Raw genomic sequence first — 25,171 nt, 5'->3', positions numbered from 1 at the left:
GCATCATGGCGTAGACCGGGCGGGGGATATGCGACCAGGGGGAGTCAGACTCGCGCTCAGCACCGAGCAGGTGGGATCCGGGGCGCCGCAGCCGAAGAGGTTTCCGTTGGCGCAGTCGAAGGTGAAAGGCTGTCCCTGTAGGACATCCTCGCCGTTGAGGTCGATGCGGTTACACTGGACGACGCTCGATTCAAGCGCGACGGACGCGCTGAAGTTCGATATGCCGGCGCGGGCGTTCGATTCGACGATCGTCGACGTGATCGTGGCCGTGGTGGGGATCTCGTTGGACATCACGGAGATCCCGTCGCCGTAACCGCCGCCGCTCGGCTGGGTGTCGCGCACGACCGCCGCCTCGATCGTCGCGTGCGCGTCCAGGACGAGCACGCCGAAGTCATGGTTCTGTTCCGCGAGAGAGCCGCGGAACGTCAGCGCCGCGCTCTCGCGCCCGTCTCCCTGCGCGTGGACTCCGTTCCCACCCCTCGAGCTGTTGGCCGGACGGGTACCGCGCACGACGGTCGACTCGATCGTCGCGTCCGAGCTCAGCACGAACACGCCGAGCTCATGGTTCTCTTCGAGGATCGAGTCGCGGAGCGTCAATGTCCCTCGCTCGCGCGTCTCGGGGTCCCATTCAACGCTGATGCCGCGCCCGGAGGTTCCGTCGCTGAGGGGCTGGGTGCCCCGCACGACGGTCGACTCGATCGTCGCGTCCGAGCTCACGATGAGCACACCTCCATCGTAGTTTTGCTCCAGGAGCGACGCGCGGAGGGTCAACGTGGAGCGCTCGTGCGCCTCGAGCTCGCCTTCCAAATCGATTCCACGTTTCTGAACCGTGATGCCATGAGCGGACCCGTCATCGCCGCCGGGCCGGGTAGTGCGCACGACGGTCGACTCGATCGTCGCGTCCGAGCTCTGGACGAGCACGCCGCTGCCTTCGTTCTCCTCGAGGAGCGAGGCGCGGAGCGCCAGCGTCGAGCGCTCATGCGGCGTGGACCCATCGTCCATCCCCATGAGCTGGATGCCGACCGCGAGCCGATCACCTTCGGGCGACACGGTGCCGCGCACGATGGACGCCTCGACCGTCACGTCCGAGCTCAAGACAAGCGCGCCGCAGTCAAGGTTCTGCTCCAGGACCGATCCGCGGAGCGTCAAATTCGAGCGCTCCAGCGTCTCGGGATCACTTTGAACATGGATGCCACGCCCGAACGCTCCGCCGATCCCTGGGAGGGTGCCGCGCACGACCGTCGCCTCGACCGTCGCGTCCGAGCCCGAGACGAGCAGGCCGGACCCATGGTTCTGCTCCAGGAGCGACGCGCGGAGCGTGAGCTTCGCGCGCTCGTTCGGCGTGACGTCAGCATGAACGCTGACGCCGCGCGCGCCCCATCCCTCGCTGCCGGGCCGGGTGGCGCGGACGACGACCGCCTCGATCATGGCGTCCGAGCTGACGACGCTCACGCCGGCGTCATGGTTCTGCTCGAGGAGCGACGCGCGGAGCGTCACGTCGGCTCGCTCTCCGGTGTCAGGGTCGTACTCGATCACGACCCCGCGTCCGAACCTTCCGTCGGCGCGCGGTCGGGTCGTGCGCACGACGCTCGCCTCGATCGTCGCGTCCGAGCCGCCGATGAACACGCCGGCGTCATGGTTGCGCTCCAGGAGCGACGCGCGGACCGTCACGTTCGCTCGTTCGTGTGTGCTCGGGTCGTCCTGGATATGGAAGCCGCGTCCGAACTGCCCGTCGTCGCGGGGCTCGGTGTCGCGCACGACCGTCGACTCGATCGTCGCTCGGGAGCCGTCGATGTTCACGCCTACCTCGTTCGTCGACTCGATCAGCGAGGCGCGCACGGTGATGCTCGACGGACCCAGCGAGCCGTTGATGTCGATGCCCCTGCTCGTCGTGTCATGAATCCAGACCCGATCGACGAGCACATCGCTTGCCCCGCTCGTCGCGATGCCGGCGCCCGGTCCCGTGATGGCAAGATGATGAATCCCGGAGCGGCTCGCGCGTGTGTAGAGTATCTCGACGGTCGCGAGCTGCCTGCCGGTGCCCACCACCTCCACCATGGCCGGACATCGCCCCCAGAGCCGCACCGGCCTCGAGCGGATCGAGATGTCCTCCACGTATCGGCCCGCGGCCACCGCCACGATCGCCCCGGATGGGGCGTGGTTGATGCCCTGCTGGATGCGCTTCCACGGCCTCGCCCTCGTCCCGTCGCTGTCGTCCCCGGGGTAGGAGCCGTCCACGAACTGCGTCGTCGCGTCGACCGGGAACACCCCGTAATCGCCCTCTCCGCACGGCGCGACCTCATGACACTGGGTGTCGCCGGGGACGGCCATCTGCCCTCGCGGGCACGCGCCGTCCGGCAAGATCGGGTCGCAGCCGCCCCGGCCATCGGCCGCGAAGCCCTGGCCGCAGGCCTCCGGAGGCACCCCTGCCGGCCGGCAGCCGCCGCCCTCGAGCGGCGTCTCTCCAGGAGGACACGGCATGTCCGGCGGCAGGCCCGCCGTGACGCCCGGCGGCAGCCCCGCGTCTTGACAGCCGCCGTCCACCGGCGTCGTCCCGGGAGGGCACGCGGCGCCGTCGGCGTCGGGCGCGCCGGCGCGCGGCGGGCCGTCGTCCGCCCCGCAGCCCGCCAGCACGAACGCGAGCGCGAGCAGCACGAGCGCGCGCCAGGAAGGAGGGAAAACGCACGTGGCAGGCGGGGATGCAGGCATGGATTCCTTTCTGTTCTGTGGTGTCGCGCAGTCTGCGCAGCGTTGCGCAAGCGACCTGCGCAAAATGCGCAAGGGGCCCGGCGCGCAACCTCCGGGGCGCCCGCGGCCGCCGGAGCGGCCTCTCTCCCGTGAGCACGCGCGGCGGGCCGCGCTCCCGAGCGTGCAGGCCCGTGCTGGTCCGGACCTTGCGACGATGACGATGTGGACGACGTGGACGATGTGACGATGTCCCGCGACGTGGCCGCAGGCGGGTTGCCGGCGGCGGGGCAGGCAATCCAGGGAGAGGACTGGCACCATGCAGGGCTGTATTGCATTTGCGAAGGGGATTGTGCTCATCGGGTGGCTCGCGTGGATCGCCGGCTGCGGCGCCGTCGAGGTGCGCGCGCCGCTCGGGTGCGCGACGGAGAACGAGATCCGAGGCGCCTGCGCCGGCGTGCCCCAGGCCGCCGTCTGCGACGACGACACGTGCACGGAGGGCGTCGCGTGCACGGACGTGGCTCGAGCGGGCAGCGACGCGGAGCTCCAGGCGGCCGCCGCGGAAGCCATGCCCGGATCGTGCATCGCGCTCGCGCCGGGCGCGTACGGCGCGGTGGCGCTCCCCGGCGGCGTGAGCCTGCTGGGGAGAGCGGCCGATGACGTCGCCGTCGAGGAGGTGGCGCTCGGCGCGGGGGAGGGCGCCGTCGTTCGAGGACTGACCACCTCGAGCGTCCACCTGCGCGGCGCCACGGAGGCGAAGATCGCGTCGGTCCGCGTGCGGGGCAGCGCGGGCAGCGCCGTCATCGTCGAGCCGCGGTCCTCCGTGGCCGTGATCTCCTCCACGATCGAGGGGGCGGGCCGGTATGGCCTCTTCGCGGTCGATGCGCTCGCGGTGAGCCTCGATCGGGTCGTGATCGCCGGCGCGGGCGGGCCGGGGCTCTGGGTCCAGAGCAGCAGCGAATGCGCCGCGCCGCCCGCGCAGCCGGCGCTCGACGTGAAGAGCTCCATCGTGCGCGAGAGCCACATCGCGGGGGTCGCCCTGTTCGGCGCCAAGGCGTCGATCGAGGGGCTCGATATCCTCGCCACAGCCCCGGGCGAGGCGTTCGAGACCGGGAGGCACGGCGGCGGCCTCACCATCGCGCGCTGCTCGGACGTCGAGGCGAAGGGGCTGCGCGTGCACGACAGCACGTCGTACGGCGTGCTGGCTTTCAGGTCCAAGGCGACGCTCGGCGGCGCCGGTCCTGACGAAGACGTCGAGATCCACCGCAACGTGATGGGGCTGTTGATCCGGAACATCCCGGAGTCGTTCCTGATCGAGGACGCGCAGCTCGACGAGAACGAGGGCTTCGCTATCGGTATCTTCGGGGCCTCGCGGGGCGTCGTCATCCGCCGGTGCAGGGTGTCAAACACCCGGCTGAAGACGCTGCCCACGCTCGGCACGGAGGCAGGCGCCGAGGATGTAGGGCACGGGCTCGTCTGGACCGCGGAGTCGGAAGCGACGATTTCGGACCTCATCGTCAGCGGCAGCGCGCTCGCCAGCGTGCTCATCGACGGTGAGGTCACAGGCATGCTCCGCAACGTTACGCTGAGCGGCGGCGACGAGGCGCGCGGGATCCTGCAGCAGAACTTCACGAGGGGCGGCTCGCAGCCGCGCGTGGTGGAGGCCACCCCCGCGCTGCAGGCGACCGAGGGGGAGCGGTACCCGGTTCCGGCCCCGCCGGAGGTGCTCCCCGAGGACCTCGCCCGCTGAGTGGACGGCGCGGAGCGCGGCGCCCGGGCGCTGCGCGCGCGGCTCCCCGCCGCCGCGAGAGGCGGTCGCGTCATGGCGCTCGGCGGGTGGGCGATAAAGGAGCGGGCGGGGTCAGGCTGGCGCTCAGCACCGCGCAGGTGGGATCTGGCATGTCGCAGCCGCAGAGGTTCTCGTTGCTGCCGTCGAACGTGAAATTCCGCCCCTCGACGACGTCCTCGCCGTTGAGGTCGATGCGATTGCACTGGACGACGCTCGACGTGAGCGTGACGGCCGCGCTGAAGCTCGAGATGCCGGCGCGGGCGTTCGACTCAACCCGTGTCCAGGCGATGGTCGCCGCGACCGGTTGTTCGGCAGACTCCAGCGCGATTCCATCTCCCGCCGTCCCATCGCTCCGCCGCTGCGTGCCGCGCACGACGGTCGCCTCGATCCTCGCGTCCGAGTTGTACAAGTATAGGCCGACCTCATGGTTTTGCTCTAGAAGCGAGGTGCGGAGCGTCAACGCGGCGCGCGCGCGGGTCACGGGATCATCCTCGATCTCGACGCCACGCCCCCAGCTCCCGTCGCTGCGTGGCCGGGTCTCGCGCACGACGGTCGCCTCGATGGTCGCATCCGCGCCCACGACGAGCACGCCGACCTCGTGGTTCTGCTCCAGGAGCGACGCGCTGAGCGTCAGCGTGGCGCGCTCGCTCGCCGTGACGAGGGTCGGGATCGTGATGCCATGGTTCTGAACCACGAGCCCGTTACCCCATGTCCCGTCGTGGAGCGGCCGGGTGGCGCGCACGACGCTCCCCTCGATCGTGGCGTCGGCGCTTTGGACGATCACGCCGGCTCCATGGTTCTTCTCCACCAGCGAGCTGCGCAGCGTCAACGCCGTGCGCTCGCGCGGGCCAGCGGGGTCGGAGAGACCGACGACCTCGATGCCCCAGCCGCGTCCAGCGCTGTCCAAGCTCGTCTCGCGCACGATGGTCGCGTCGATCGTCGCCTCGGCGTCCACGACGTGCACGCCGACGTCGTGGTTCTGCTCGAGGACCGAAGCGCGGATCGTCGCGCGCGACGGCTCATAGGTGTCGGCGTGGGACTGGAGGGATATGCCGCGTCCGCCTCTGTTGTCCGACTTCGTGGGCTGCGTGCCGCGCACGATGACCGCATCGATCGTCGCATCGGAGCCCAGGACGCTCACGCCTGCCTCATGATTTTGCTCCAGGAGCGAGGCGTGTAGCCTCACGCTCGACCGTTCATTCGCCTCGGGGTCGAATTGAACGGATATTCCCTGTCCGCGGGTGTCGTCGTCTTGTCTCGGCTGTGTGGCGCGGACGACGGTCGCGTGGATCGCGGCGTCGGAGCCGAGGACGCCGACGCCGACACCGTGGTTTTGCTCCACGATGGAAGCGTCGAGCGTCAGGGTCCCGCGATCGACAACCTCGATGCCGTGTCCGCCGGTGGAGCCCCTGCGCGGCTGTGTGCGACGCACGACCGTCGACGTGATCTTCGCGTCCGACCCGTAGGCGGCCACGCCCACGTCATGATTCTGCTCCAGGAGCGACGTCCCGAGCGTCACGCTGGCGCGCTCGCCCGTGGCGGGGTCCGGCACGAGCACGACGCCGGACCCGGAGGCTCCATCGCGGCGCGGCTGTGTGTCGCGCACGACGATGGCATCGAGCGTCGCGCGCGAGCCGCCGACGAACACGCCGACATCCCTCGTCGTCTCGACCAGCGACCCACGCACCGTGACGCTCGCCGGGGTCGGCGCGCTTTGCACGCCGATCCCCCTGCCTCCCGTGTCGTGGACCCACACGCGATCGATGATCACGTCGCTGGGGCCGCTCGCGAGCACACCCGCTTGCGGCCCCGTGATCGCGAAGCCGCGAAGCTCGGAGCGACTCGCGGCTCCTCTCAGCACTTGGATCGTCGCCGCTTGGTCCCCAGCGCCCACCACCTCGACCATGGCCGGACACCGGCCCCAGAGCCGTACCGGCGTGGAACGAATGATTACATTTTCGTGGTAAGTTCCCGCTGCTACCGCCACGATCGCCCCCGACGAGGCGTGGGTGATACCCTCCTGGATTTGCCGCCAGGGCTTCTCCCTCGTGCCGTCGCTATCATTTTCAGCATAGGCGCCGTTCACGAACTGCGTGGTTGCCTCCACCGGGATCGTCCCGTAGTCGCCGTCGCCGCACGGCGCCACCTCGTGGCACTCCGTGCCGCCCGGTACGGCCATCAGCCCGGTCGGGCACGGGGCTTCCGGGAGGATCGCGTCGCATCCGCCACGCCCGTCCGGCTCGAATCCCTTGCCGCAGCCCTCCGGCGGGACCCCGGCCGGCTGGCAGCCGCCGCCTTCGAGCGGTGCCTCACCAGGAGGACACGGCATGTCCGGCGGCAGGCCCGCGGTGACCCCCGGCGGCAGCCCCGCGGCCTGACAGCCGCCGTCGGCCGGCATCGTCCCGGGAGGGCACGCGGCGTCCGTCGGGGCGGGGCCAGGCGGATCGTCGGACGCCGCGCAGCCCGCGATCGCGAAGCAGAGCGCGAGCCGCACGAGCGCGCGCCAGGAACAAGGGGAGCTTCGCGTCCAGAACGAGAATGCACGCATGGTCGTCTCCCTGTGTGGTATCCGCTGCGGCCATGCATGTCCGCTGCCATCGACCCGTTCCCGCGCGGCGGAGGTCGCGTGACCTTTCGGATGTGATCGTTCGATCAAGCGGAGCGATCCGGATGATCGATACACTCGCGCCCGGTCGGCGCGACGGCGTCCCGACGGAGACCCGAACATGAGAGATCGGCCCGCGCAGCTCCTTGCAGTACATCTCGGGATCGTGCTCGCGGCGTGCCCCGCCTGCTCCACGAGCGCGGACGGCTCGTCCGCCTCCCCCGCCCGGGGGACCGGCGCGATCGCCGCGGCGTGCGAGGCCGACGTGGACTGCGAGCCAGGCCTGTTCTGCATGGCGCCTCAGGTGAACGATCCGCTCTTCGGCGGCGGCCCGGCGAACGGCTATTGCTCGAAGCGCTGCGCGACGCATGACGAATGCTCCGACGATGGGAGCGCCCTCTGCACGGTCGACGCGAACGACCGGAACGGCGCCTGCATGCTCTCGTGCACGATCGGGCCCGCGCTCAGGTTCCTGAACGAAACGCTCGACCCGGCGAAGTGCCACGGCCGCGAGGACGTCCGCTGCGCGCGGGGCAACCTGAACGCGAACGTCTGCCTGCCGACCTGCGGTGACGACAGCCAGTGTCCGCCCGGGCGGGCCTGCGATCAGACCCTCGCGGTGTGCGTGGACCGGACGCGCCCCGGCAGACCCATGGGAGCCCCGTGCGACCCGGCCGCCGATGCGCCGGAGTGCGAGGGCGTGTGCGCGCCCCTCGAGGAGGGGACGGCGATCTGCTCGAGCCGCTGCGTGCTCGGCGGCAGCAACGATCCGACGCCGACGTCGGACTGCGGTGGACCCGAGCGCGGATTCTGCATCTACAAGGGCCAGGAGGACGGCGCCGGCGACGAGGGGGTCTGCGCGCCGGCGTGCGCCTCGCAAGACGACTGCGAGGCCCCGGTGCTCTGGTGCGTCGCCGTCGGTGGGCTCACCGGCAAGCGCGTCGAGAACGGCTACTGCCTCGCTGCCGACGCGTGCCCCGGCGGGCAGAGCGATTGCCGGAACGAGAGCGACAGGTGCACGCCGACGAGGTTTGGCCCGTTCTGCCTCAGCCCGATCTTCCCCCTCGGGCACACGGCCCCCTAGGCCGCCGCGGGCGACCGAGGCCCGCGCGGAGGCCTACCGCTCGGCGGAGCGGAGGGGCGCGATGGGAGGAGGCGCGCTCAGGCGCGAGCTCTGCACCACCATCGTGGAGCTCACGGACGCGCCGCAGCCGAACAGGTTGCCCTTGCTGCCGTCGTAGGTGAACGGCCAGCCCTCCACGTCGTCCTCGCCGTTGAGATCGATCCTGTTGCACTGGACGGTGCTCGAGAGGAGGAGGACGGCCGCGCTGAAGTTCGAGATGCCGGCGCGGTCGTTGTTCTCGACCGTCGTCGCGTCGATGCTGACGGAGGCGGCGTCCTCGTTGAAAAGCACGGCGATCCCGTCGCCGAAATTCCCGTCGCCGTTGGCCCGCGTCGCGCGCACGTTCGTCGTCTCGACCGTCGCGTCCGCGCCGGCGACGAGCACGCCGGCGTCGTGGTTCTGCTCCACCAGCGAGCCGCGGAGCGTCAGCGCCGCGCGCATGCGCCTCGCCGAATCCATCACGGCGATGACGCCATACCCGGTCATTCCTTCGACGTTCGGCTGGGTCGCGCGGATCACGGTCGCCTCGATCGTCGCGTCGGAGCCTCCTACGAACACGCCGACCTCGTGGTTCTGCTCCAGGAGCGAGCGGCGCAGCGTCAGCGAAGCGCGGTCGTCCGTCGCGGGATCCGGGTGAACCTCGATGCCGCGCCCGGCCGTCCCGTCGCTGTAGGGCTGGGTGTCGCGCACGACGGTCGCCTCGATGGTCGCGTCCGAGCCCTGGACGCGCACGCCGAGCTCATGGCTCCGCTCCACGTACGAGCTCCGGATCGTCACGCTCGCGCGCTGCTGCGTCGCGGGGAACCTCTCGATGCTGATGCCGTGACCGGCCGTCCCGTCGCTGTAGGGCAGGGTGTCACGCACGACGGTCGCCTCGATGTCCGCGTCCGCGCCCGTGACGAGCACGCCAGCCATGGTGTTCTGCTCCAGGAGCGACCCCCGGATCGTCACCTTCGAGCGGCTTCCGGTCGCGGGATGAGATTGAATCTCCATTCCATGACCCGCCGTTCCATCGCTGGACGGCAGGGTGCCCCGCACGGTCGTGGCCAGGATCGTCGCGTCGGAGCCGATGATCCCCATGCCGACGCCCGTCGTCGCCTCGACCAGCGAAGCGTTGACCGTGAAGCTTGACGCACCGACCGAGTCCTCGGTGCCGACCCCGAAGAGCGTCGTGTCGTGGATCCATACCCGGTCGAGGACCACGTCGCGGGCTCCGCTCGTGATGAAGCCGGCGCTCGGCCCCGTGATCGCGAGAGAGTGAACCTCGGCGCCGTTCGCGTTCCTGGAGTTGATGCGCAGCGTCGCGGTCTCCACCGTGGTGCCCACCACCTCGACCAGGGCCGGGCATCTCCCCCACAGCTGCACGGGCCTGTTGTGGATGTGGATGTCCTCCTCGTAGCTCCCCGCCGCCACCGCCACGACGGCCCCGGATCTGGCGTAGAGGATGCCGTCCTGAATGCTCTTCCAGGGCCTTGCCCTCGTCCCGTCGCTGTCGTCCCCCGGATAGGCTCCGTTCACGAACTGGGTCGTCGGGTCGTCCTGCCTCGGGATGGTCCCATAGTCGCCTCCGCCGCACGGGGCGATCTCACGGCAATGGATCTCCCCAGGCATCGCCATCTGGCCCCTCGCGCAGGGGCCTTCCGGGAGGATCGGCGCGCAGCCGGCGTGCCCGTCGGCCTCGAAGCCGGGGCCGCATTCCTCCGGCGGCACCCCCGCAGCCTGGCAGTGCCCGTCGTCCCCCGGAAACTCTCCGGCAGGACACCGGGCGGGGGCTTCGCCCTCTCCGCAGCCCGCCGCCGCAATGGCGAGCGCGAGCAACGCGCAGATCGCGGAGCGTTCCCCTCGACGCGCTGGCGCTTCTTCCCCGCGTCGAGCGACGACGCGCAGGGGTCGTGTGAGCCTCTCCAATTTCCTCTTCCTGCCAGCCATCGTGGTCTCCCGGGCCGAGGACGCCGGTGAGCTCCAGCCAGCGCCGACCCCGGCCGAGGGGCTTGGCCTCCGCCCTGCACCACGCGTACCACGACGGCGCCACCGGATGTCGCGCTGCTGGTCTCCGTCGCAGGACCGGGCATGGCCCGCCCGATTTGATCGTTTGATCAGGTCGATCGATCCATGTGATCAAGACCGCGCGCCGCCGCGTGTCAGGTGCCAGCCCCGGCCTGGTACGGAGCGTGGCTCGTCTCCCATGGGCCGCCGTCGACCGTGGCGGGGTGCAGAAGTGAATCGCGCTGCCGGTCATCGCTCCGAGCGAATGGGAGAGACGGCGTCAGGCGGGCTCAGCTTCGCGCTCAGCACCGGGCAGGTGGGATCCGGGTCGTCGCAGCCGCAGAGGTTTCCTTTGCTGCCGTCGAACGTGAAGGGCCGGCCCTCGAAGGTGTCCTCACCGTCGAGGTCGATCCTGTTGCACTGGACGGCGCTCGAGACGAGCAGGACGGCCGCGCTGAAGCTCGCGATGCCGGCGCGGGCGTTCTCCTCGATCCGGGTCGACGCGACGGTCACCTTCGCCGGAGGGCCGTTGAAGACCACGGCGATTCCGTCCCCCGCCGTCTCGTCGCGCCGCGACCGGGTGGTACGTACGACGGTCGAATCGACGGTCACGTCCGAGCCGAAGACGATGATCCCGGACTCGTGGTTCTGCTCCAGGAGCGAGGCGCGGAGCGCCAGCGTCGCGCGCTCCAGCGTCACCTCGTCATGTTGAGCCCGGATCCCCTCACCACCCCTTCCGTCGCCGCGCGGCTGGGTGTCGCGCACGACGGTCGACTCGATCGTCGCGTCCGAGCCGATGACGCCCACGCCGAGCTCGTGGTTCTGCTCCACGAGCGAGCCACGGAGCGCCAGCGTCGCGCGCCGGCGCGTGGTCGGATCCAGCGAGACGTCGATGCCTCGCCCCCACGTTCCATCGCTGCGCGGCTGGGTGCCGCGCACGACGGTCGAGTCGATCGTCGCGTCCGAGTTGAAGACGAGCACGCCGCTCTCGCGGTTCTGCTCGACGAGCGATCCGCGGACCGCCAACGTCGCGCGGTCGTGCGTGGTCGATCCGTCCTGCGCCACGACGCCGTACCCTGCGGCTCCTTTTGCGCCTGGCTGGGTGTCGCGCACGACGCTCGCGTCGATCGAGGCGTCCGACTCCTCGACGAACACGCCGGCCTCATGGTTCTGCTCTAGGAGCGAGGCGCGGAGCGAGAGCGTCCCGCGCGTGCGCGGGCCGTCGGGCGTCGCCACGGTCACGATGCCGTGCCCGTGATGATCGTCGCCGCGCCGCTGGGTGTCGCGCACGACGCTCGCCTCGACCGTCGCCTCCGAGCCCTCGATATAGACGCCGGCCTCATGGTTCCGCTCCACGAGCGAGGCGCGGAGCGAGAGCGCCCCGCGCGCCGGTATGGCGGGATCCCCCTCGACGTGGATGCCACGCCCGTACGTCCCGTCCTCGTAAGGCTGGGTGTCGCGCACGATGGTCGCCTCGATCGTCGCCTCCGCGCCGGTGATGACCACGCCGTTGTCCTGGTTCCGCTCCACGAGCGAGGCGCGGAGCGCGAGCGTCCCGCGCTCCTTCGTGTCGTGGTCTCCCTGGACGTGGATTCCACGCCCGAGCTCTCCATCGCTGCGCACCTGGGTGTCGCGCACGACGGTGCCCTCGATCGTCGCCTCCGCGCCCGCCATGGCCACGCCGACGCCGTGGTTCTGCTCCAGCACCGAGGCGCGGAGCGCCAGCGTCGCGCGCTCTTGCGTGGCGGGGTCATGCTGGATCTGAATGCCAGTCCCGCCCGGGGCGACGGCGCGTGATCGGGTGGTGCGCACGACGGTCGACTCGATCGTCGCGTCCGAGCCGAAGACGAGCACGCCGAGGTCGTCGTTCTGCTCCAGGAGCGATCGGCGGAGCGCGACCGTGGAGCGCCCCTGTCTGACGGGATTGCCTTCGACGTGGATGCCGCGCCCGATGTCCAGCGCATTGCGCGCCCGGACGCCGCGCACGACGGTCGCGTCGATCGTCGCGTCCGAGCCGGTGACGTTCAGGCCCACCTCCTTCGTCGCCTCGATCAGCGACGCGCTCACCGTGAGGCCCGCCCGGCCGAGCTCGCTCACCGCGTCGATGCCCCACCTCGTCGTGTCGTGGATCCACACACGATCCGCGATCACGTCGCTGGCCCCGCTCGTTCCGAGGCCCACGCCGGGACCGGTGATCGCGAGGGAGTGGACCTCGGAGCGGCTCGCGCCCCGGCTCAGGATCTCGATGGCCGCGACGTTCGCCCCGGCGCCCACCACCTCGACCAGGCTGGGACACCGCCCCCAGAGCCGTACCGGCCTCGAGCGGATCTGGACATCTTCCGTGTAGGTCCCCGCCGCCACGGCCACGATCGCCCCCGATGAGGCGTGAGCGACCCCCTCGTGGATATGTCTCCACGGCCTCGCCATCGTCCCGTCGCTGTCGTCCCCAGCGTAGGCGCCGTTCACGAACTGCGTCGTGGCATCGACCGGAATCAGCCCGTAGTCGCCGGTGCCGCACGGCGCGACCTCACGACACGACGTGTCGCCCGGGATCGCCATCTGCCCCGGCGGACACGGCCGCTCGGGGAGGATCGGATCACATCCGCCGCGCCCGTCCGGCGCGAAGCCTTGGCCGCAGGCGTCGGGCGGGACCCCTGCCGGCTGGCAGCCGCCGCCCTCGAGCGGCATCTCCCCGGGCGGGCACGCCATGTCTCGCGGCAGCCCTGCCGGCTGACAGCCGCCGCCCTCGAGCGGCGTCTCCCCGGGCGGGCACGGCATGTCCGGCGGCAGGCCCGCGGGCTGGCAGCCGCCGCCCTCGAGCGGCGTCTCCCCGGGAGCGCACGCCTTCGCGCCGGTGCCCAGCGGGCCGGGCGCGCGGTCGTCGGCCCCGCAGCCCGTCATCGCGGCCACGAGCGCGAAGAGCACGAGCGCGCCCGGGGAGCGCGCGAAACATCGTATTGAGAGCAGTAGGACCAACATCGTTGCCTTTCATCCGTCCGAAAAGGCTGATCTCACGAGCCTACATCACGGTCATGGGCGTACAAGCACCACACGCCGGGAGGCCGGGTAAGAGATCGGCTCAAGCGGACTCAAGCAGAGTCGGCTCCGGCCGCGCACCGCGAGCCGCGCGCACCATGAAGGAGGATGTCGCTTGATCTGTCGACGTGATCGTCCGATCAAGCGGATCGAGCCGGATGAGCCGTCTGCGCGGCGCCGCGCGGCCTCGAGCCCCTCCGCGGGCGTGTCCTCCGCGGGCGTCGCCGTCAATGGCGCTGGGGCGACGCCGACGTCCGGCCGGCCGTCTCCTGGCACGCGCGCTGCTCAGCCTTGCTCAGCGCCGCAGCGCCGCTGCCGGCCGCCACGGAGTCCAACCATGAAGCCCACCTCTCTTCACGAAGCGCGGTTCAGCGGCGAGCGATCTCTGCACGAGCAGGTCCTCTCCGACGAGGTGGTGAAGCGCGAGCTCCACCGGGCGGAGATCCTGCGCCAGCGCAGCGCGACGCGGGCGCGGCTCCTGAGCGAGGCGGTGCGCGTCAACGTGCGGCTCCTGCCGAACGTGGCGCAGTCGTTCGCGCGCCTGTCGCGCCACGCCGAGCTCGGCAAGGAGCTCGAGGCCTACGTCTTCGCCGAGCCCCAGATCAACGCGTTCGTCGCCGAGGGACGCAGCCACCTCCTCGTGGGCGTGAGCAGCGGGGCCGTCAGCGCGCTCTCCTCGGAGGAGCTCGAGTTCGTGATCGGGCACGAGCTCGGGCACGCCGTGTACGGGCACCTCGACGTCCCGGCGAACCACCTCGTCGCGAACGGCAACCTGGATCTGGAGCGCGCCCAGCTCGTGCTGTCGTTCCAGCGGGCGGCGGAGGTGAGCGCGGACCGCGCCGGGCTCGTGTGCTGCGGCTCGCTGGAGGTCGCGGCGAACGCCATCTTCAAGACGCTCTCCGGGCTCACCATACCCGGTCTCAAGGTCGACCCGGTGGAGCTCGCGCAGCAGTGGGAGCACCTCGTCGACGAGGTGGTGGACGTCGGGCGCCGGGACCAATGGCAGCTCTCCCACCCGTTCCCGCCGCTCCGGCTGCGGGCGCTGCTCTCGTTCTGGCGGCACGGGCCGGGCCCCGCCGCGGACGACGAGGTGCGCCGCCTGCTCGCGCTGATGGACGCGCAGCCTGCCCAGAAGGCGGACGCGGACGACCCGTTCCTCGCGCGCTTCCTGTTCTGGGGGAGCCTCTATGTCGCGCTCGCGGGCGGCAAGGCGACGACGCCGGAGCAGCGCGCGCGCCTCGCCGCGCTCGCGCCGGCGAGCGCGGACGCCGCCGAGGCCGTGCGCGGCGGGGCCGGCGCGGCGGAGCTCGCGCTGCAGCGCTTCCAGGAGGCGCGCCGCGCGCGCCGGACGAAGCTCAGCGCGGCCGAGCTCCACCGCCTCGTCGGTGGGCTCATCGGGATGGCCCGGCAGGACGGCCCGATCCTGGAGGGCGAGGTGCTGCGCCTGCGAAAACTCGGCGGCGAGCTCGGCATCGCGCCCGCCGCGGTGGACATGATGATCGCGAAATAGGCCTCGGAGGAATCGGAGGAAGGAGACGACCCATGGGTTTACGGCAGAGTCTCGAGAACCTGGAGCGCGTGAGCGAGGTGGCGACCCTCGCCGGCATCAACGGCAAGATCGACGAAGACAGGATGCACTTCGGCATGGGGTTCCAGCTCGATCAGGGGCGCTCCCAGACCGTCTACGTGCGCGACAGCTCGCGGGAGGGATCGAACAAGGTCGTCACCATCCTCTCGCCCTGCCTCGTCGTGAAGAAAGGGCTCTTCAGCGGCCTCTCGAAGGACCGGGCGCTCGACCTCCTGCGCCTGAACGAGAGCGTGCTCTTCGCGCGTTACGGGATCTGGGAGAAGAAGTCGGAGCTGATGATCGTGGCCAGCATCGACCACCTGCTCGACACCCTCGATCCGGAGGAGTTCAAGGCGAGCGCGTTTCACGTCGCCGTGGCCGCGGACGCCTACGAGCGCAAGTACGGGAAAGACGAGTTCTGACGGGGCAGCGATCACCTGCCCCGCGGCGCCGCCTGCGCCGCGCTGCCTCGCGCGGCGCGCCCTTCCCAGTCCACCTCCACGAGCGCCTGCAGGCTCGGCTCAGGCGCGGATCGTCCCTCCGGCCTCGAGCCGCTGCTTCGGCCCGGCAATGCCGCGCGGCGGCGGTCGTGGTACCCTCGGCGTCAGCCATGTCAGCCAGCGAGCCCACCGTCCGCCCGCCCGCTGCGCCTCGCCGGCGGATGGGAGCGCACGTCTACAGCCGCCCGCCCGAGCCGGTGTACTTTCCCGAGGCCGAAGAAGTGCCCGAGACGAACCGCCACCTGGAGCTCCGCACCGCGCTGTACCTGATCCTCAAGCGCGAGCTCGCGCAGGTGGCGACGCTCGGCTCGGACCAGTTCGTCTACTGGGACCCGAGGAGCGCGAAGAAGCGCCTCGCCCCGGACGCCTTCGTCCGTCTCGGGGTGCCTCACCGGACCTTTCGCACCTGGAAGACGTGGCTGCACGGGGCGCCCGACCTCGGGGTCGAGATCGTGAGCGAGTCGGACGAGGGGGAGCCGGACTGGGACGAGAAGCTCGAGCGCTACCGCGCCGCGGGCATCCGGGAGGTCGTGCGCTTCCATCCCGACGACCGGATACGCCCGATCCGCATCTGGGACGCGCTCGACGGCGACCTCGTGGAGCGGGCGCCCGACGATCCGGATCTCTGCGCGTGCGAGGCGCTGGGCCTGTGGTGGACCGTCGTGGAGGACCCGTCGGTGGGCCCGATGCTCCGGCTGGCGCGCGATCGTGAGGGGCGCGAGCTGCTCCCGACGCCGGACGAGGCCGAAGCGAAGGCGCGCGAGGCCGAGGCGAAGGCGCGCGAGGCCGAGGCGAAGACGCGCGAGGCCGAGGCGAAGGCGCGCGAGGCGAACGAGAAGCTGCAGGCCGAGGTGGCGGCGCTGCGGGCGGAGCTCGCGCAGGCCAAGGGGAAGCGGCGGACGCGGCGATAAGCCGGCGCAGCTGTGGCGCCAGACCGAGGCGGGCAGCGCGCCCCCCTCGGCACCGCGGCGCGCAAGCTGGCGCGTGATGCGGCCTCCCGAGCGCCTCCCTCCGCGGCCGGATGGGGAGAGATGAGCTCGGGCGTGCTCAGGCTGCACGAGCGAGCTGCGCAGCGAAAGCGTCGGGCGCTCGTCGGCGGAGGGATCGCGCGCGAGCGCGCGAAAGGGGTGCACGAGACCTCATATCGAGAGCGGCAGAACAAGCATCATCGCCTCTCATCGTTCCACGAGGGAGCCTCGTCGCATGACCTATTGACGGGAGAGCCCGGTCCGGGCCGACCGTCGCCGCCGCCGGCGCGCGCAGGGCAGCCCGCGTGCGCAAGGCGGCTTTCTCAATTTGCGCAAGCCCATCCACGCAGTCTGCGCATCGCTTGAGCAGCCGAGCCGGCTCCCCGCCGGGAACATCGCCCGTCGAGGCGCCCTCCCGGCGCGCGCGCCCGGCCTCGCGCGCCTCGATTTCCCCCTGGATCGCGCCGAATCTCCGCTGAAACGTGCCCCCGCGCGCGCCTCGCCGGGCCCGGCGGCCACCGCCGGTAAACCCTGGTACGGCGCGTGCGATACCCGCTGACGAACGGACGACGCCGCTCTCACGAGGGTTCCGGCGCTCGCTCATAACGAGCCAGTCCGAAAGGACGAGCGCCGCCGGCCAGCGTGGGTCCGAGCTGCCCTTCATGACCTCATGAGCGGCAGTTCGGCCGAGCGGATCGCCCGTGGAAAAGCCTGCAAGCAGCAGCCCTCCGGCTGCTCGATGGAGAGGTGCGATCATGAGCTATCAAATCCTGAAGTCCCTCCGCCTGTCTGCGCTCTTCCTCGCCGGCCTCCTGCCGATGTTGTCCATGACCGCGTGTGTCGCGCCGAGCGACGAGGCCCCTTGCGCGCTCGGTGACGGGGCGAGCGAGGGTGACGAAGGCAGCGACTGCGAACTCGACGAGGAAGAGGAGGAGAGCGACGGCGCGGACGAGGAGGCGCCCTCCGAGCAGCGCGCCCCGCGCCCGAGCGCGCCCGCCCGCGCGCCGCAGGCGATGTGCTCCCCGATCTGTGATCCCATCTGATCCGCGAAGGATTTCACCGGCTTACGCGCGCCGCCGCGCTCAGAGCGACAGCTGCGACCCGAGCCACGTCGCGCAGGCGCGCTCCCACCGCTCGGCCGGCGCGCGCGCCCCGAGCGCGGCGCGCGCCGCGGCGTCCTTGCCGGCCATCCGGTAGGCGAGCGCACGGTGGAACGCCTCCTTGAACGAGCTCGGCGCGCCCATCCGGCCGAGCCAGGCGAGCGCCGCCTCGGGATCGGTCCACTGGTACGCGCCCGCCACCGACGCGGCCACGTGCGGGTTCTTCGCCGCGCCCTCGTGGAGCTGCCGCTCCAGCGCGGCGAGCCGCTGCGCCAGCCGGGCGTCCAGGGGCTCCCCCTTCTGCCGCGCGACGCGCAGGATCCCCCGGATCGACGCGGCCTCGAACGGCCCGTCCGCCTTCGCCCCCATGTCGGCGGCGAGCTCCTCCTCGAGCTCCGCCCGCGCCTCGTCCAGCCGATCCTGGCGCAGCAGCACCGCGGCGCGGAGCAGGTGGGCGCCGGGCGTCGGCAGGACGCCCATGCGCCGGCTGATCCCGCGCGCCCCGAGCGCCCGCTGCTCCTCCTCGAACGCCGCCAGCCGCAGCGACATCCGGTCGGCGATCTCCCACTTGCCCTCTTGCAGCGCGAGCATCACGCGCTGCCGGAGGACACGCCCCGACAGGCTGCGATCCAGCTCGAGCGCCTGCTCGGCGAACCCGTTGGCCAGGTCGCTCTGGCACGTGTCGTCGTGGAGGCGCGCGAACGCGATGAGCACGTCCGCCGATCCGGGATCGGCGTGGCGCGCGGCCTCGCAGGCGTCGAGGGCCGCCTGGTTGTCCGCGTCCGTCGCGTGGTCCCCTGCCTGGCGCTTCACCTGGAGGACGCGGCAGCGCATGACGAGCGCCTGCGGGTCGTCCGGCGCGCGCGACAGGGCGCGCGCCAGATCGTCGAGCGCCGACGCGTAGAGCGAGGGCTCGTTCTGCACGTACGCGTGCAGCGATTGCAGGTACGCCCTCTCCGCGAGGGCCGGCACGTACCCGGCGTCGGCGGCGAGCGCCTCGTCGAGCAGGCGCTTGCCCTCGGCGTGGTGCTGGGGGCGCGGCGCGGGCCCGATCATCGTGTAGTACTGGAGCAGCTTCGCCCGGGCCGCGGCGTCGCTCGTCCCGCGGACGGCGCGCTCGCGGCGGTGATGGTCCCGCCACACGAGCCGCACCTCGTCGAGGGCGCGGTCGCGCAGCGCGTCGAGCAGCCGCGGCAGCTCCTCCGGGGCGCCGTCGATCTCGATCGGCTCGCCCGCGACCGGCCCGCCGGTCGCGCGGAGCTGGGCCGCCAGGCGGAGGTCGTCCCCCACGCGCTGGAGGGTGCCCGTGACGACCCAGGCCGCGCCGCGTCGCTGCGCCTCGGCCACCGGATCGACGGAGCGCGCGGCGCCGAGCGCGCGGACCTGCGGCATCGTGCGCAGGCCGCCGAGGATCACCTCCGCCGCGCTCTGGCCGAGCCCGTCCCACGAGGCCTCCTCGGTCAGGTTGTCGAAGGGCGTCACCACGATCGCGGGGCGCGGGTCCTCGGCGGGTGCCGGGGCCACGTCGATCGCGCGGCGCTCGGGCGGGGCGGCGCGCTCGGAGGCGGCCTGGCCCCCGTCTCCCGCGCGCCAGGTGACGGCGGCGAGCCCGAGCACCGACGCCGCGACGGCGGCCGCGCCGCGCCACCTCCGGCGGCGCGAGGGCGACGGGCGGCCGCCCGGAGACGCCGCGTCCATCGCCGCCGGCAAGGACAGCCGGACGCCTGGAGACGTCGCGTCCATCGTCGGCGACAGCGTCGACGACAGGGACGGCCGGCCGCTCGGGAGCGTCTTGCCCGCCGCGCCCGCCGCGTCGATCGGCCGGCAGAGGTCCGCGATCACCGCCCCGAGCGCGGCCTCGAAGCTGCCGGCCGACGGGAAGCGCTCCTCCGGGCGCTTCCTCATGGCGCGCGCGAGCAGCTCGTCGAGCGCGCGGACGGCGCTCTCGGGCAGCGCCGGCGCCTCGAGGCGCTGCGGGGCGTCGCGCAGGATGGCGCTCATGATGGTGGCGGGGGTGCCCGCGCCGAACGGCGAGCGGCCGGTGAGCAGCTCGAAGCCGAGGATGCCGAGCGAGAAGATGTCGCTGGTCGGGCCGAGCGGATCGCCGCGGAGCTGCTCCGGCGACATGTACGTGGGCGTGCCCGCGACGCTGCCGACGGTCGACGGCTGGGCGAGCACCCCCCGCGCGAGCCCGAAGTCCGCGACGATCGCCCGCCCGTCGCGCCGTACGAGCACGTTCTCGGGCTTCAGATCGCGGTGGATGATCCCCTGATCGTGCGCGGCGGCGAGCCCGCTCGCCACCTGCTGGAGGATCGAGAGCGCCCGCCTCGGCTCGAGCGGGCCCTCCGCGAGCAGGGCGCGCAGCGTCGGGCCCTCGATGAGCTCCATGGTCAAGAAGCGCAGCCCGTCGGCCTCGCCCAGGTCGAACACGCGGCAGACGCTCGGGTGGGAGATCTTCCGCGCGAGCCTGAGCTCGCGGCGGAAGCGCGCCACCATGACCGGCTCGTTCGACCAGTCGGCGAGGAGAACCTTGACGGCGACCTCTTCCTCCACCGCGCGATCCAGGGCGCGCCACACGGAGCCCATGCCCCCCGCGCCGAGGCGGGCGCGGAGCTCGTAGCGGCCGGCGATGACGTGACCCGGGCCGAGCTCGCCGCGCGCCGCCGCGCCGAGGACCGGCGGCGCGTGGGGCGCCGTCGGCGGGCAGAGGACCGGCGGCGCATCAGGCGCCGTCGACGCGTCGAGGACCGGCGGTGCATGGGGGGCCGTCGCGAGGTCTGACGACTCGTGTCGCATCATGATCAACGACACAGCCTATACGAAAACTTCGAGGAACGGCGGGTTCGTGCGGCGGGGGAGCGCGGTGGCGCAGCGCCGGGGGCGACATCGGGGCGGGAGGGGGGAGGGGTGGGACACGCTCGCGCCCCTGTCCCGTGCTGCCCGTGCTGGGCAAGCCCTGCCTGGTCACGGCTCCCCGGACTTCTCGCGAGGCGACGCGCAGCTGCGCCGGCGCTCGCGGCGCGGAGCTTCAATCCCGGTCCGGCGCTCCCAGGGGGAAGAGCGGCCGGAACGGCCGCGCCTCCTCCACCGCGCGGGCGAAGGACGGGCGCGCGAGCAACCGCGCGCGGTAGGCGCGCAGCACCGGAAACGCCTCGGAGATCCGGTGCGTCCAGTCCGCGTAGAACAGCGATGGCGCGGCCGCGCAGTCCGCCATCGTGAAGTCCTCGCCAGCGGCGGCCCAGGTCCTGCCGGCGAGCTGCCCTTCGAGCCAGGCGTAGGCGAGCTCCAGCTTCGTCGCAGCAAAGGCCAGTCCTTCCTGGCGCTTCCCCGGATCACCCGTCAGCGCACCGTTTACCGCGTGCTGCACCGGAGTCATGACATGCAGGTCGAAGAAGCGGTCGAGAAAGCGCACGTCCAGCGCGGCCATCGGATCTGCGGGCAGCAGGCGCGCTGGCCCGGGATGCACCAGCTGCAGGTGCTCGATGATGATGCTGGTCTCGACGATGCTGCGCTCGTCGTCCACCAGCAGCGGAAACTTGCTCAGCGGCCAGCGCCGCAGCCACTCGGCCGCGTGCTGCGGCGTATCCGGCCCGAGGCAACGGAACTCGAAGGTTGTGCCGTTCTCGTACAGCGCGATGAGCACTTTCTGCGTGTACGAGGAGAAGGGATGACCGTACAGCACGAGCGACATCGTGGGACTCCTGGTTCGAACCACTTGTAGATTGCAAGTGGTCCGGACCCTACGCCTACCGCTTGCATGTTGCAAGTGATAGTTTCAGGAGAATGGCCGTGCCGCAGACGAGACGATCCGGCTGCCCGATCAACCTCACGCTCGAGCAGCTCGGCGACCGCTGGAGCCTGATCGTCATCCGCGACGTCATGTTCGGGAACAGGCGCAGCTACGGCGAGCTGCTCGCGCAGAGCGAGGAAGGCATCGCCTCGAACATCCTCGCAGACCGGCTGAAGCGCCTGACCGCGTCCGGCCTGCTGACGCGACGCCCCGATCCGAGACACCGGCAGAAAGGGATCTACAGCCTCACGGAAGCGGCCATCCAGCTCGTGCCGCTGCTCGCGCACATGGGCGCCTGGGGCCGCCGCCACACGCGCCCGAGCAAGGAGCTGTCCGTGCGCGCGGAGCTGCTGGAAAAGGGCGGCGCTCCGCTGTGGAGCGCCTTCATGGACGAGCTGCGCCACCTGCATCTCGGCGCGCCGCGCCCGGCGCGCTCGGTGTTCGGCGAGCTGCAGGCCGCCTACGAGAAGGCGCTGGCGCACCGCGCCTGCTAAGCCCACCAGCCTTCGGCGACGACGTGACCGTGGCGTACGACCAGGAGGGAGTGACACGCGACGGATCCCCCAGAGCCGCCGCGGCGCCGCTTCGTCGCGGGCCGCCCCCCGGGCTGCACCCGCCGGGGGTGCCCGCGCGTCTCGAGCGGTTTTTGCGTCTCTGTCAGCTGAGCAGGATGGCCATCAAGAGCGCGACGCTGAGCAAGAGCGATACGACGATGGACGCAACGAGCCACGGCCGCATCGCCGGCGAGGTCCACCTGGACGCGGGCGATGTCGCGCTCGTCTGGTGCCCCGGAGCACCGGGGTGCATCGTCACGGTCGGATCGATCTGCCTCGGCGCGCCCTCCATCGCCGCGATGGCCCCGTCGATGGCCGCGATCACGCTGGTAGCCGTCGGATAGCGCTGGAGTGGGTCTCGGTGGACGAGCCGCATCACGATCGCCTCCACGTCGGGCCGGATACCTGATCCCGGAGCGCGCTGGCGGAGCGGGGGCGCATCCTCGAGGAGCCGCTGCCGGAAGGAAGACTGGCCGTCGCTCGCGTCGAACGGGCTTCTCCCGGACAGCATTTCGTACAGAATCATCCCGAGCGCATAAAGATCTGCGCGAGCATCGACGGCATCCATGCCGCGCACGGCCTCCGGCGCGAGATAACTGAGCGTGCCGAGGACTTGGTCGGCAGCGGTGAGGTCCTGTCCTTTGCGCGAGGCCTCGCGGCTTTGGGTGGACAGGAGCTCTACGTTCACCTTGGCGAGGCCGAAATCGATGAGCTTCACCTGATCACGGGCGCCGAGGAGGATGTTCTGCGGCTTCACATCGCGGTGCACGATCCCCTTCGCGTGCACCGCCTCCAGAGCAGACGCGATCTGCCTCGCGATGTGGAGCGCGCGTCGCGCGGGGAGCGGCGCCGAGGCGATCACGTCCTGGAGCGGGGTGCCCTCGACATACTCGAGGACGAGAAAATGCGACCGGTCCGCGAGCTGACCGAAGTCGTTCGCCGAGACCACGTTCGGATGCTGGATATGCGCCCCCGCGATCGCCTCGCGCTCGAACCGCGCCACGATCTGGGGGAGGTTCCGGGCGCTCGACTGGAGGACTTTGATCGCGACCTGCTTGCGGAGGTGCACCTGCTCGCCGCGGTACACGGCTCCCATGCCGCCCTGCCCGATGAGCTCGTGGACGCGGTACCGCTCCGAAATCAAGCTCCCGATCAGCGCTGGCGCTTTGTTGTCCGAGCGCACCAGCGTGGGTGCGTCGTCCGACCACGGCCGTGCCGCAGTCTCGGTCTCTTCCCCGAGCGCCGAGCTTGAGAGCTCAACGACGGATGCGTCGCGTTGTCTCCCTGGCATCGGCACCGTGACGTCGTCGGTGCTTGAGCGCTCCTTGGGTGGGATTATCCCTCGCATGCCGAGGAGTGTACACGCACAAAGGTGCTGAGAGCGGAGGAACCGCACCGCCTCCGAGTGGACATCATGCTCGAGCCACCCACCGCACGGAAAAGCTGTGCAGTTCCGCGATGTTCGTAGATCTGGCTCCGTACGCCGACATCATCCTACAAGGATGACCACAGCGCGTCCAGCCGTCGCTCGCTGGTCGCCGCCCGCATCGCCGGAGCCTCCAGCCCCGCTCCAGCCCCGCCCTGAAGGCGCGATGAAGACATCGAGGGCGGGCGATCGGGGAGCTGGGGGGCGGCGCGCTCTTCGGCGTGCCGACACGGTACGAGATGAGGCTGCCGCTCCTCACAAATCTATTCCCATTGAAACTCGGAGGGGTGGTAGGCTTTGAGGTCGTCAATCGGGATGGGCCCTTCGGGGGTGCCGCTGCACACTTTAACGCCCTCGTCGTTCGTGCGTACAGGATAGGCGTGTTTTAATTTCGATGTGACGCAAAATGGATATCTGCCGTCTTTCATGAGGAGGCGATACTTGCCATTCGGGACGGGCCGGCGCGTCGATGAGGGCCCAGCGGTCGTCGATGAGGGCCCAGCGGTCGAGGATGGCGTGCTGGTGCTGGAAGACGTGGCCATCGCGCGAGAGCTGTCGCTCGCCTTGGCCTCTTGAGATGTCCCATCGTCCGTGCTCACGCGGGTGTCTCCGGCGGAGCCTTGCGAACGAACAACGAAGAAGACGGCGACGAGGCAAGCAGCGACAACAAAAGAGCCAATCGCCGCAATCATCAAGAATGGCGAACTCGAGCCCGCTCGCGGGCTGGTCGCGGCAGGTTGAGGCGGCACGGATACGACCATGGGCGCCTGCATCGCTTGGCCGGGAGCAGGAGCAGCCATCGTCGGGTCATCGACGCTGATCGCAGACGACACGTCGGCTCGGATCGACACCGGGGCTGGCGCGTGAGGGGTAGCATTTGCGCCCAAAACTCGCTCGATGTCTTCACGCATGGCGCGGGCCGTTGGATAGCGGCGCGACGGATCGAACGCGAGCGCGCGATCGACGATCGCGCAGACCTCTGGGCTGACAGAGGGGGCAACGGTGCGCAGGGCAGGCGCAGGCTGCGTCGCCATTTTGATGAGGAGCTCGCTTTCCATGGAGCCCTCGTGCACATGGCGTTTTGTCAGGATTCGAAACATCGTCGCACCAACGGCGAAGATGTCGGCCCGCCCATCGATTTGGCCACCGGCGATCTGCTCGGGCGACATGTAAGGTATAGTCCCGAGCATCGCGCCGATGCGCGTACGAACGTTGGAGCCGCCCTGCTTCATTCGAGCAATCCCGAAGTCGAGGACTTTGACGCTGCCTGAAGAGGTCAAGAACAGATTGTCCGGTTTGATGTCTCGATGAACGATGCCGAGCCCGTGCGCGACATCGAGGACTTCGAGCACGGTTGAGACGACGCGGAGCAGCTCGCGCTCCTCGATGCCGCCGGAGCCGCGGGCGCGCTTGCCGAGCGATTCACCGTCGAGCAACTCCATCACCATGAACGGCGAGCCGTCTTCGCTCGTATCGATGTCGAGTACATTGACAGCTGCGGGGTGACCGAGCTGGTTCACTGCGAGCGCCTCTTGCTCGAACCTGGCTCGAAGCTCCTTGGAGACCGCGATTTCCGGATGGAGGATTTTGATCGCGCAGCGCCGGCCGATCCTGTGTGTCGCCTCGTAAACCGCAGCCATCCCGCCGACGCCGATGAGCGAATCGATGCGCCATTTGCCCCGGAGGACCGTTCCTATTCGTGCTGTGCAGTGTGCTAGCTGAGGATCGTCGCTCATTGAGGTTCAGGTTCCAATGTATGCCGGGTGCGAGGATAGGTGAAACATCCCCGCTGAGCCTGGCGGGGGCTCGACGATAGCATGAGACGTTCTGCGCCGGCAATAGACCTTGAAGTGAAAGCCCTTCCCCTTCATGACCTTCGCCTTCATGCCCTTCCCATTCCACTTGCCCTTGCCCGCTGCGAGTAGCCCCCCTCGAGGAGCAGCTCGACGAGCTGGCCGCGTGCGCGCTGAGCCTGTGGTCGTGATCGAGGAGCGACACGCCCGCGGCGCGAGCATGGTACGCTCGGCGGCGGGATGTCCTCG

Annotated in this window: 15 protein-coding genes; 7 read left to right on the top strand and 8 right to left on the bottom strand. The window is 70.8% G+C overall.

The window, feature by feature from the left end; genetic code table 11:
* Positions 1 to 3 precede the first annotated feature (3 nt).
* Positions 4 to 2,709, bottom strand: coding sequence for a right-handed parallel beta-helix repeat-containing protein (locus tag WMF43_RS32590; protein ID WP_437670769.1), 2,706 nt, complete (start codon positions 2,707 to 2,709; stop codon positions 4 to 6).
* A 295-nt stretch (positions 2,710 to 3,004) separates the two neighbouring features.
* On the opposite strand from WMF43_RS32590, the gene WMF43_RS32585 reads away from it, so the two are divergent.
* Entirely contained in the window at positions 3,005 to 4,435 is a 1,431-nt protein-coding gene (locus WMF43_RS32585; protein ID WP_437670767.1) for a right-handed parallel beta-helix repeat-containing protein, read from the top strand.
* Positions 4,436 to 4,505: 70 nt separating this feature from the next.
* Here WMF43_RS32585 and WMF43_RS32580 read toward each other — a convergent pair whose 3' ends face one another.
* The gene (locus tag WMF43_RS32580; protein WP_437670765.1) at positions 4,506 to 7,022 is read right to left on the bottom strand and encodes a hypothetical protein; all 2,517 of its coding nucleotides are present in this window, start codon (positions 7,020 to 7,022) and stop codon (positions 4,506 to 4,508) included.
* Positions 7,023 to 7,200: 178 nt separating this feature from the next.
* Here WMF43_RS32580 and WMF43_RS32575 point away from each other — a divergent pair, with 178 nt between their 5' ends.
* Positions 7,201 to 8,163 (top strand): hypothetical protein, encoded by a 963-nt coding sequence (locus tag WMF43_RS32575; RefSeq protein WP_437670763.1) that lies wholly within the window; start codon positions 7,201 to 7,203, stop codon positions 8,161 to 8,163.
* A gap of 33 nt (positions 8,164 to 8,196) precedes the next feature.
* Here WMF43_RS32575 and WMF43_RS32570 read toward each other — a convergent pair whose 3' ends face one another.
* Together WMF43_RS32570 and WMF43_RS32565 are read right to left on the bottom strand one after the other, a co-directional pair.
* Complete coding sequence (locus tag WMF43_RS32570; protein ID WP_437670761.1) at positions 8,197 to 9,912, bottom strand: hypothetical protein; 1,716 nt, start codon at positions 9,910 to 9,912, stop codon at positions 8,197 to 8,199.
* A 525-nt stretch (positions 9,913 to 10,437) separates the two neighbouring features.
* The gene (locus WMF43_RS32565) at positions 10,438 to 13,167 is read right to left on the bottom strand and encodes a hypothetical protein (protein WP_437670759.1); all 2,730 of its coding nucleotides are present in this window, start codon (positions 13,165 to 13,167) and stop codon (positions 10,438 to 10,440) included.
* A gap of 394 nt (positions 13,168 to 13,561) precedes the next feature.
* Between WMF43_RS32565 and WMF43_RS32560 the strand changes: the two genes are divergently transcribed.
* From WMF43_RS32560 to WMF43_RS32545, 4 genes are all read left to right on the top strand, one after another.
* On the top strand, positions 13,562 to 14,734 hold the full coding sequence (locus WMF43_RS32560) for a M48 family metallopeptidase (RefSeq protein WP_437670757.1): 1,173 nt from the start codon (positions 13,562 to 13,564) through the stop codon (positions 14,732 to 14,734).
* Between the two features lie 32 nt (positions 14,735 to 14,766).
* A complete protein-coding gene (locus tag WMF43_RS32555) occupies positions 14,767 to 15,213 on the top strand; it encodes a hypothetical protein (protein WP_437670755.1) in 447 nt (148 codons plus the stop codon).
* Between the two features lie 188 nt (positions 15,214 to 15,401).
* On the top strand, positions 15,402 to 16,202 hold the full coding sequence (locus WMF43_RS32550) for a Uma2 family endonuclease (RefSeq protein ID WP_437670753.1): 801 nt from the start codon (positions 15,402 to 15,404) through the stop codon (positions 16,200 to 16,202).
* Between the two features lie 812 nt (positions 16,203 to 17,014).
* Positions 17,015 to 17,302 (top strand): hypothetical protein, encoded by a 288-nt coding sequence (locus WMF43_RS32545; protein WP_437670751.1) that lies wholly within the window; start codon positions 17,015 to 17,017, stop codon positions 17,300 to 17,302.
* Positions 17,303 to 17,341: 39 nt separating this feature from the next.
* Here the strand turns inward: WMF43_RS32545 and WMF43_RS32540 are convergent, their stop codons facing one another.
* Positions 17,342 to 20,158 carry a protein kinase domain-containing protein gene (locus WMF43_RS32540; RefSeq protein WP_437670749.1) on the bottom strand — a complete coding sequence of 939 codons (2,817 nt, stop codon included), beginning with the start codon at positions 20,156 to 20,158 and terminating at the stop codon, positions 17,342 to 17,344.
* A gap of 229 nt (positions 20,159 to 20,387) precedes the next feature.
* Positions 20,388 to 21,050: a glutathione S-transferase family protein gene (locus tag WMF43_RS32535; RefSeq protein ID WP_437670747.1), complete on the bottom strand. Its 663-nt coding sequence runs from the start codon at positions 21,048 to 21,050 to the stop codon at positions 20,388 to 20,390.
* Positions 21,051 to 21,142: 92 nt separating this feature from the next.
* Here WMF43_RS32535 and WMF43_RS32530 point away from each other — a divergent pair, with 92 nt between their 5' ends.
* Entirely contained in the window at positions 21,143 to 21,643 is a 501-nt protein-coding gene (locus tag WMF43_RS32530) for a winged helix-turn-helix transcriptional regulator (protein WP_437684135.1), read from the top strand.
* 163 nt (positions 21,644 to 21,806) lie between these two features.
* Here the strand turns inward: WMF43_RS32530 and WMF43_RS32525 are convergent, their stop codons facing one another.
* Positions 21,807 to 23,099 carry a serine/threonine-protein kinase gene (locus WMF43_RS32525; RefSeq protein WP_437670745.1) on the bottom strand — a complete coding sequence of 431 codons (1,293 nt, stop codon included), beginning with the start codon at positions 23,097 to 23,099 and terminating at the stop codon, positions 21,807 to 21,809.
* A gap of 293 nt (positions 23,100 to 23,392) precedes the next feature.
* Positions 23,393 to 24,865, bottom strand: a complete 1,473-nt coding sequence (locus tag WMF43_RS32520; protein ID WP_437670743.1) for a serine/threonine protein kinase — start codon at positions 24,863 to 24,865, stop codon at positions 23,393 to 23,395.
* Between the last annotated feature and the right edge of the window lie 306 nt (positions 24,866 to 25,171).

The organism is Sorangium sp. So ce131 (genome assembly GCF_051519095.1).
Lineage (GTDB): Bacteria > Myxococcota_A > Polyangia > Polyangiales > Polyangiaceae > Sorangium.
Note: the sequence above shows the minus strand (reverse complement) of the source record. Positions and strands in the feature narration are given on the sequence as shown.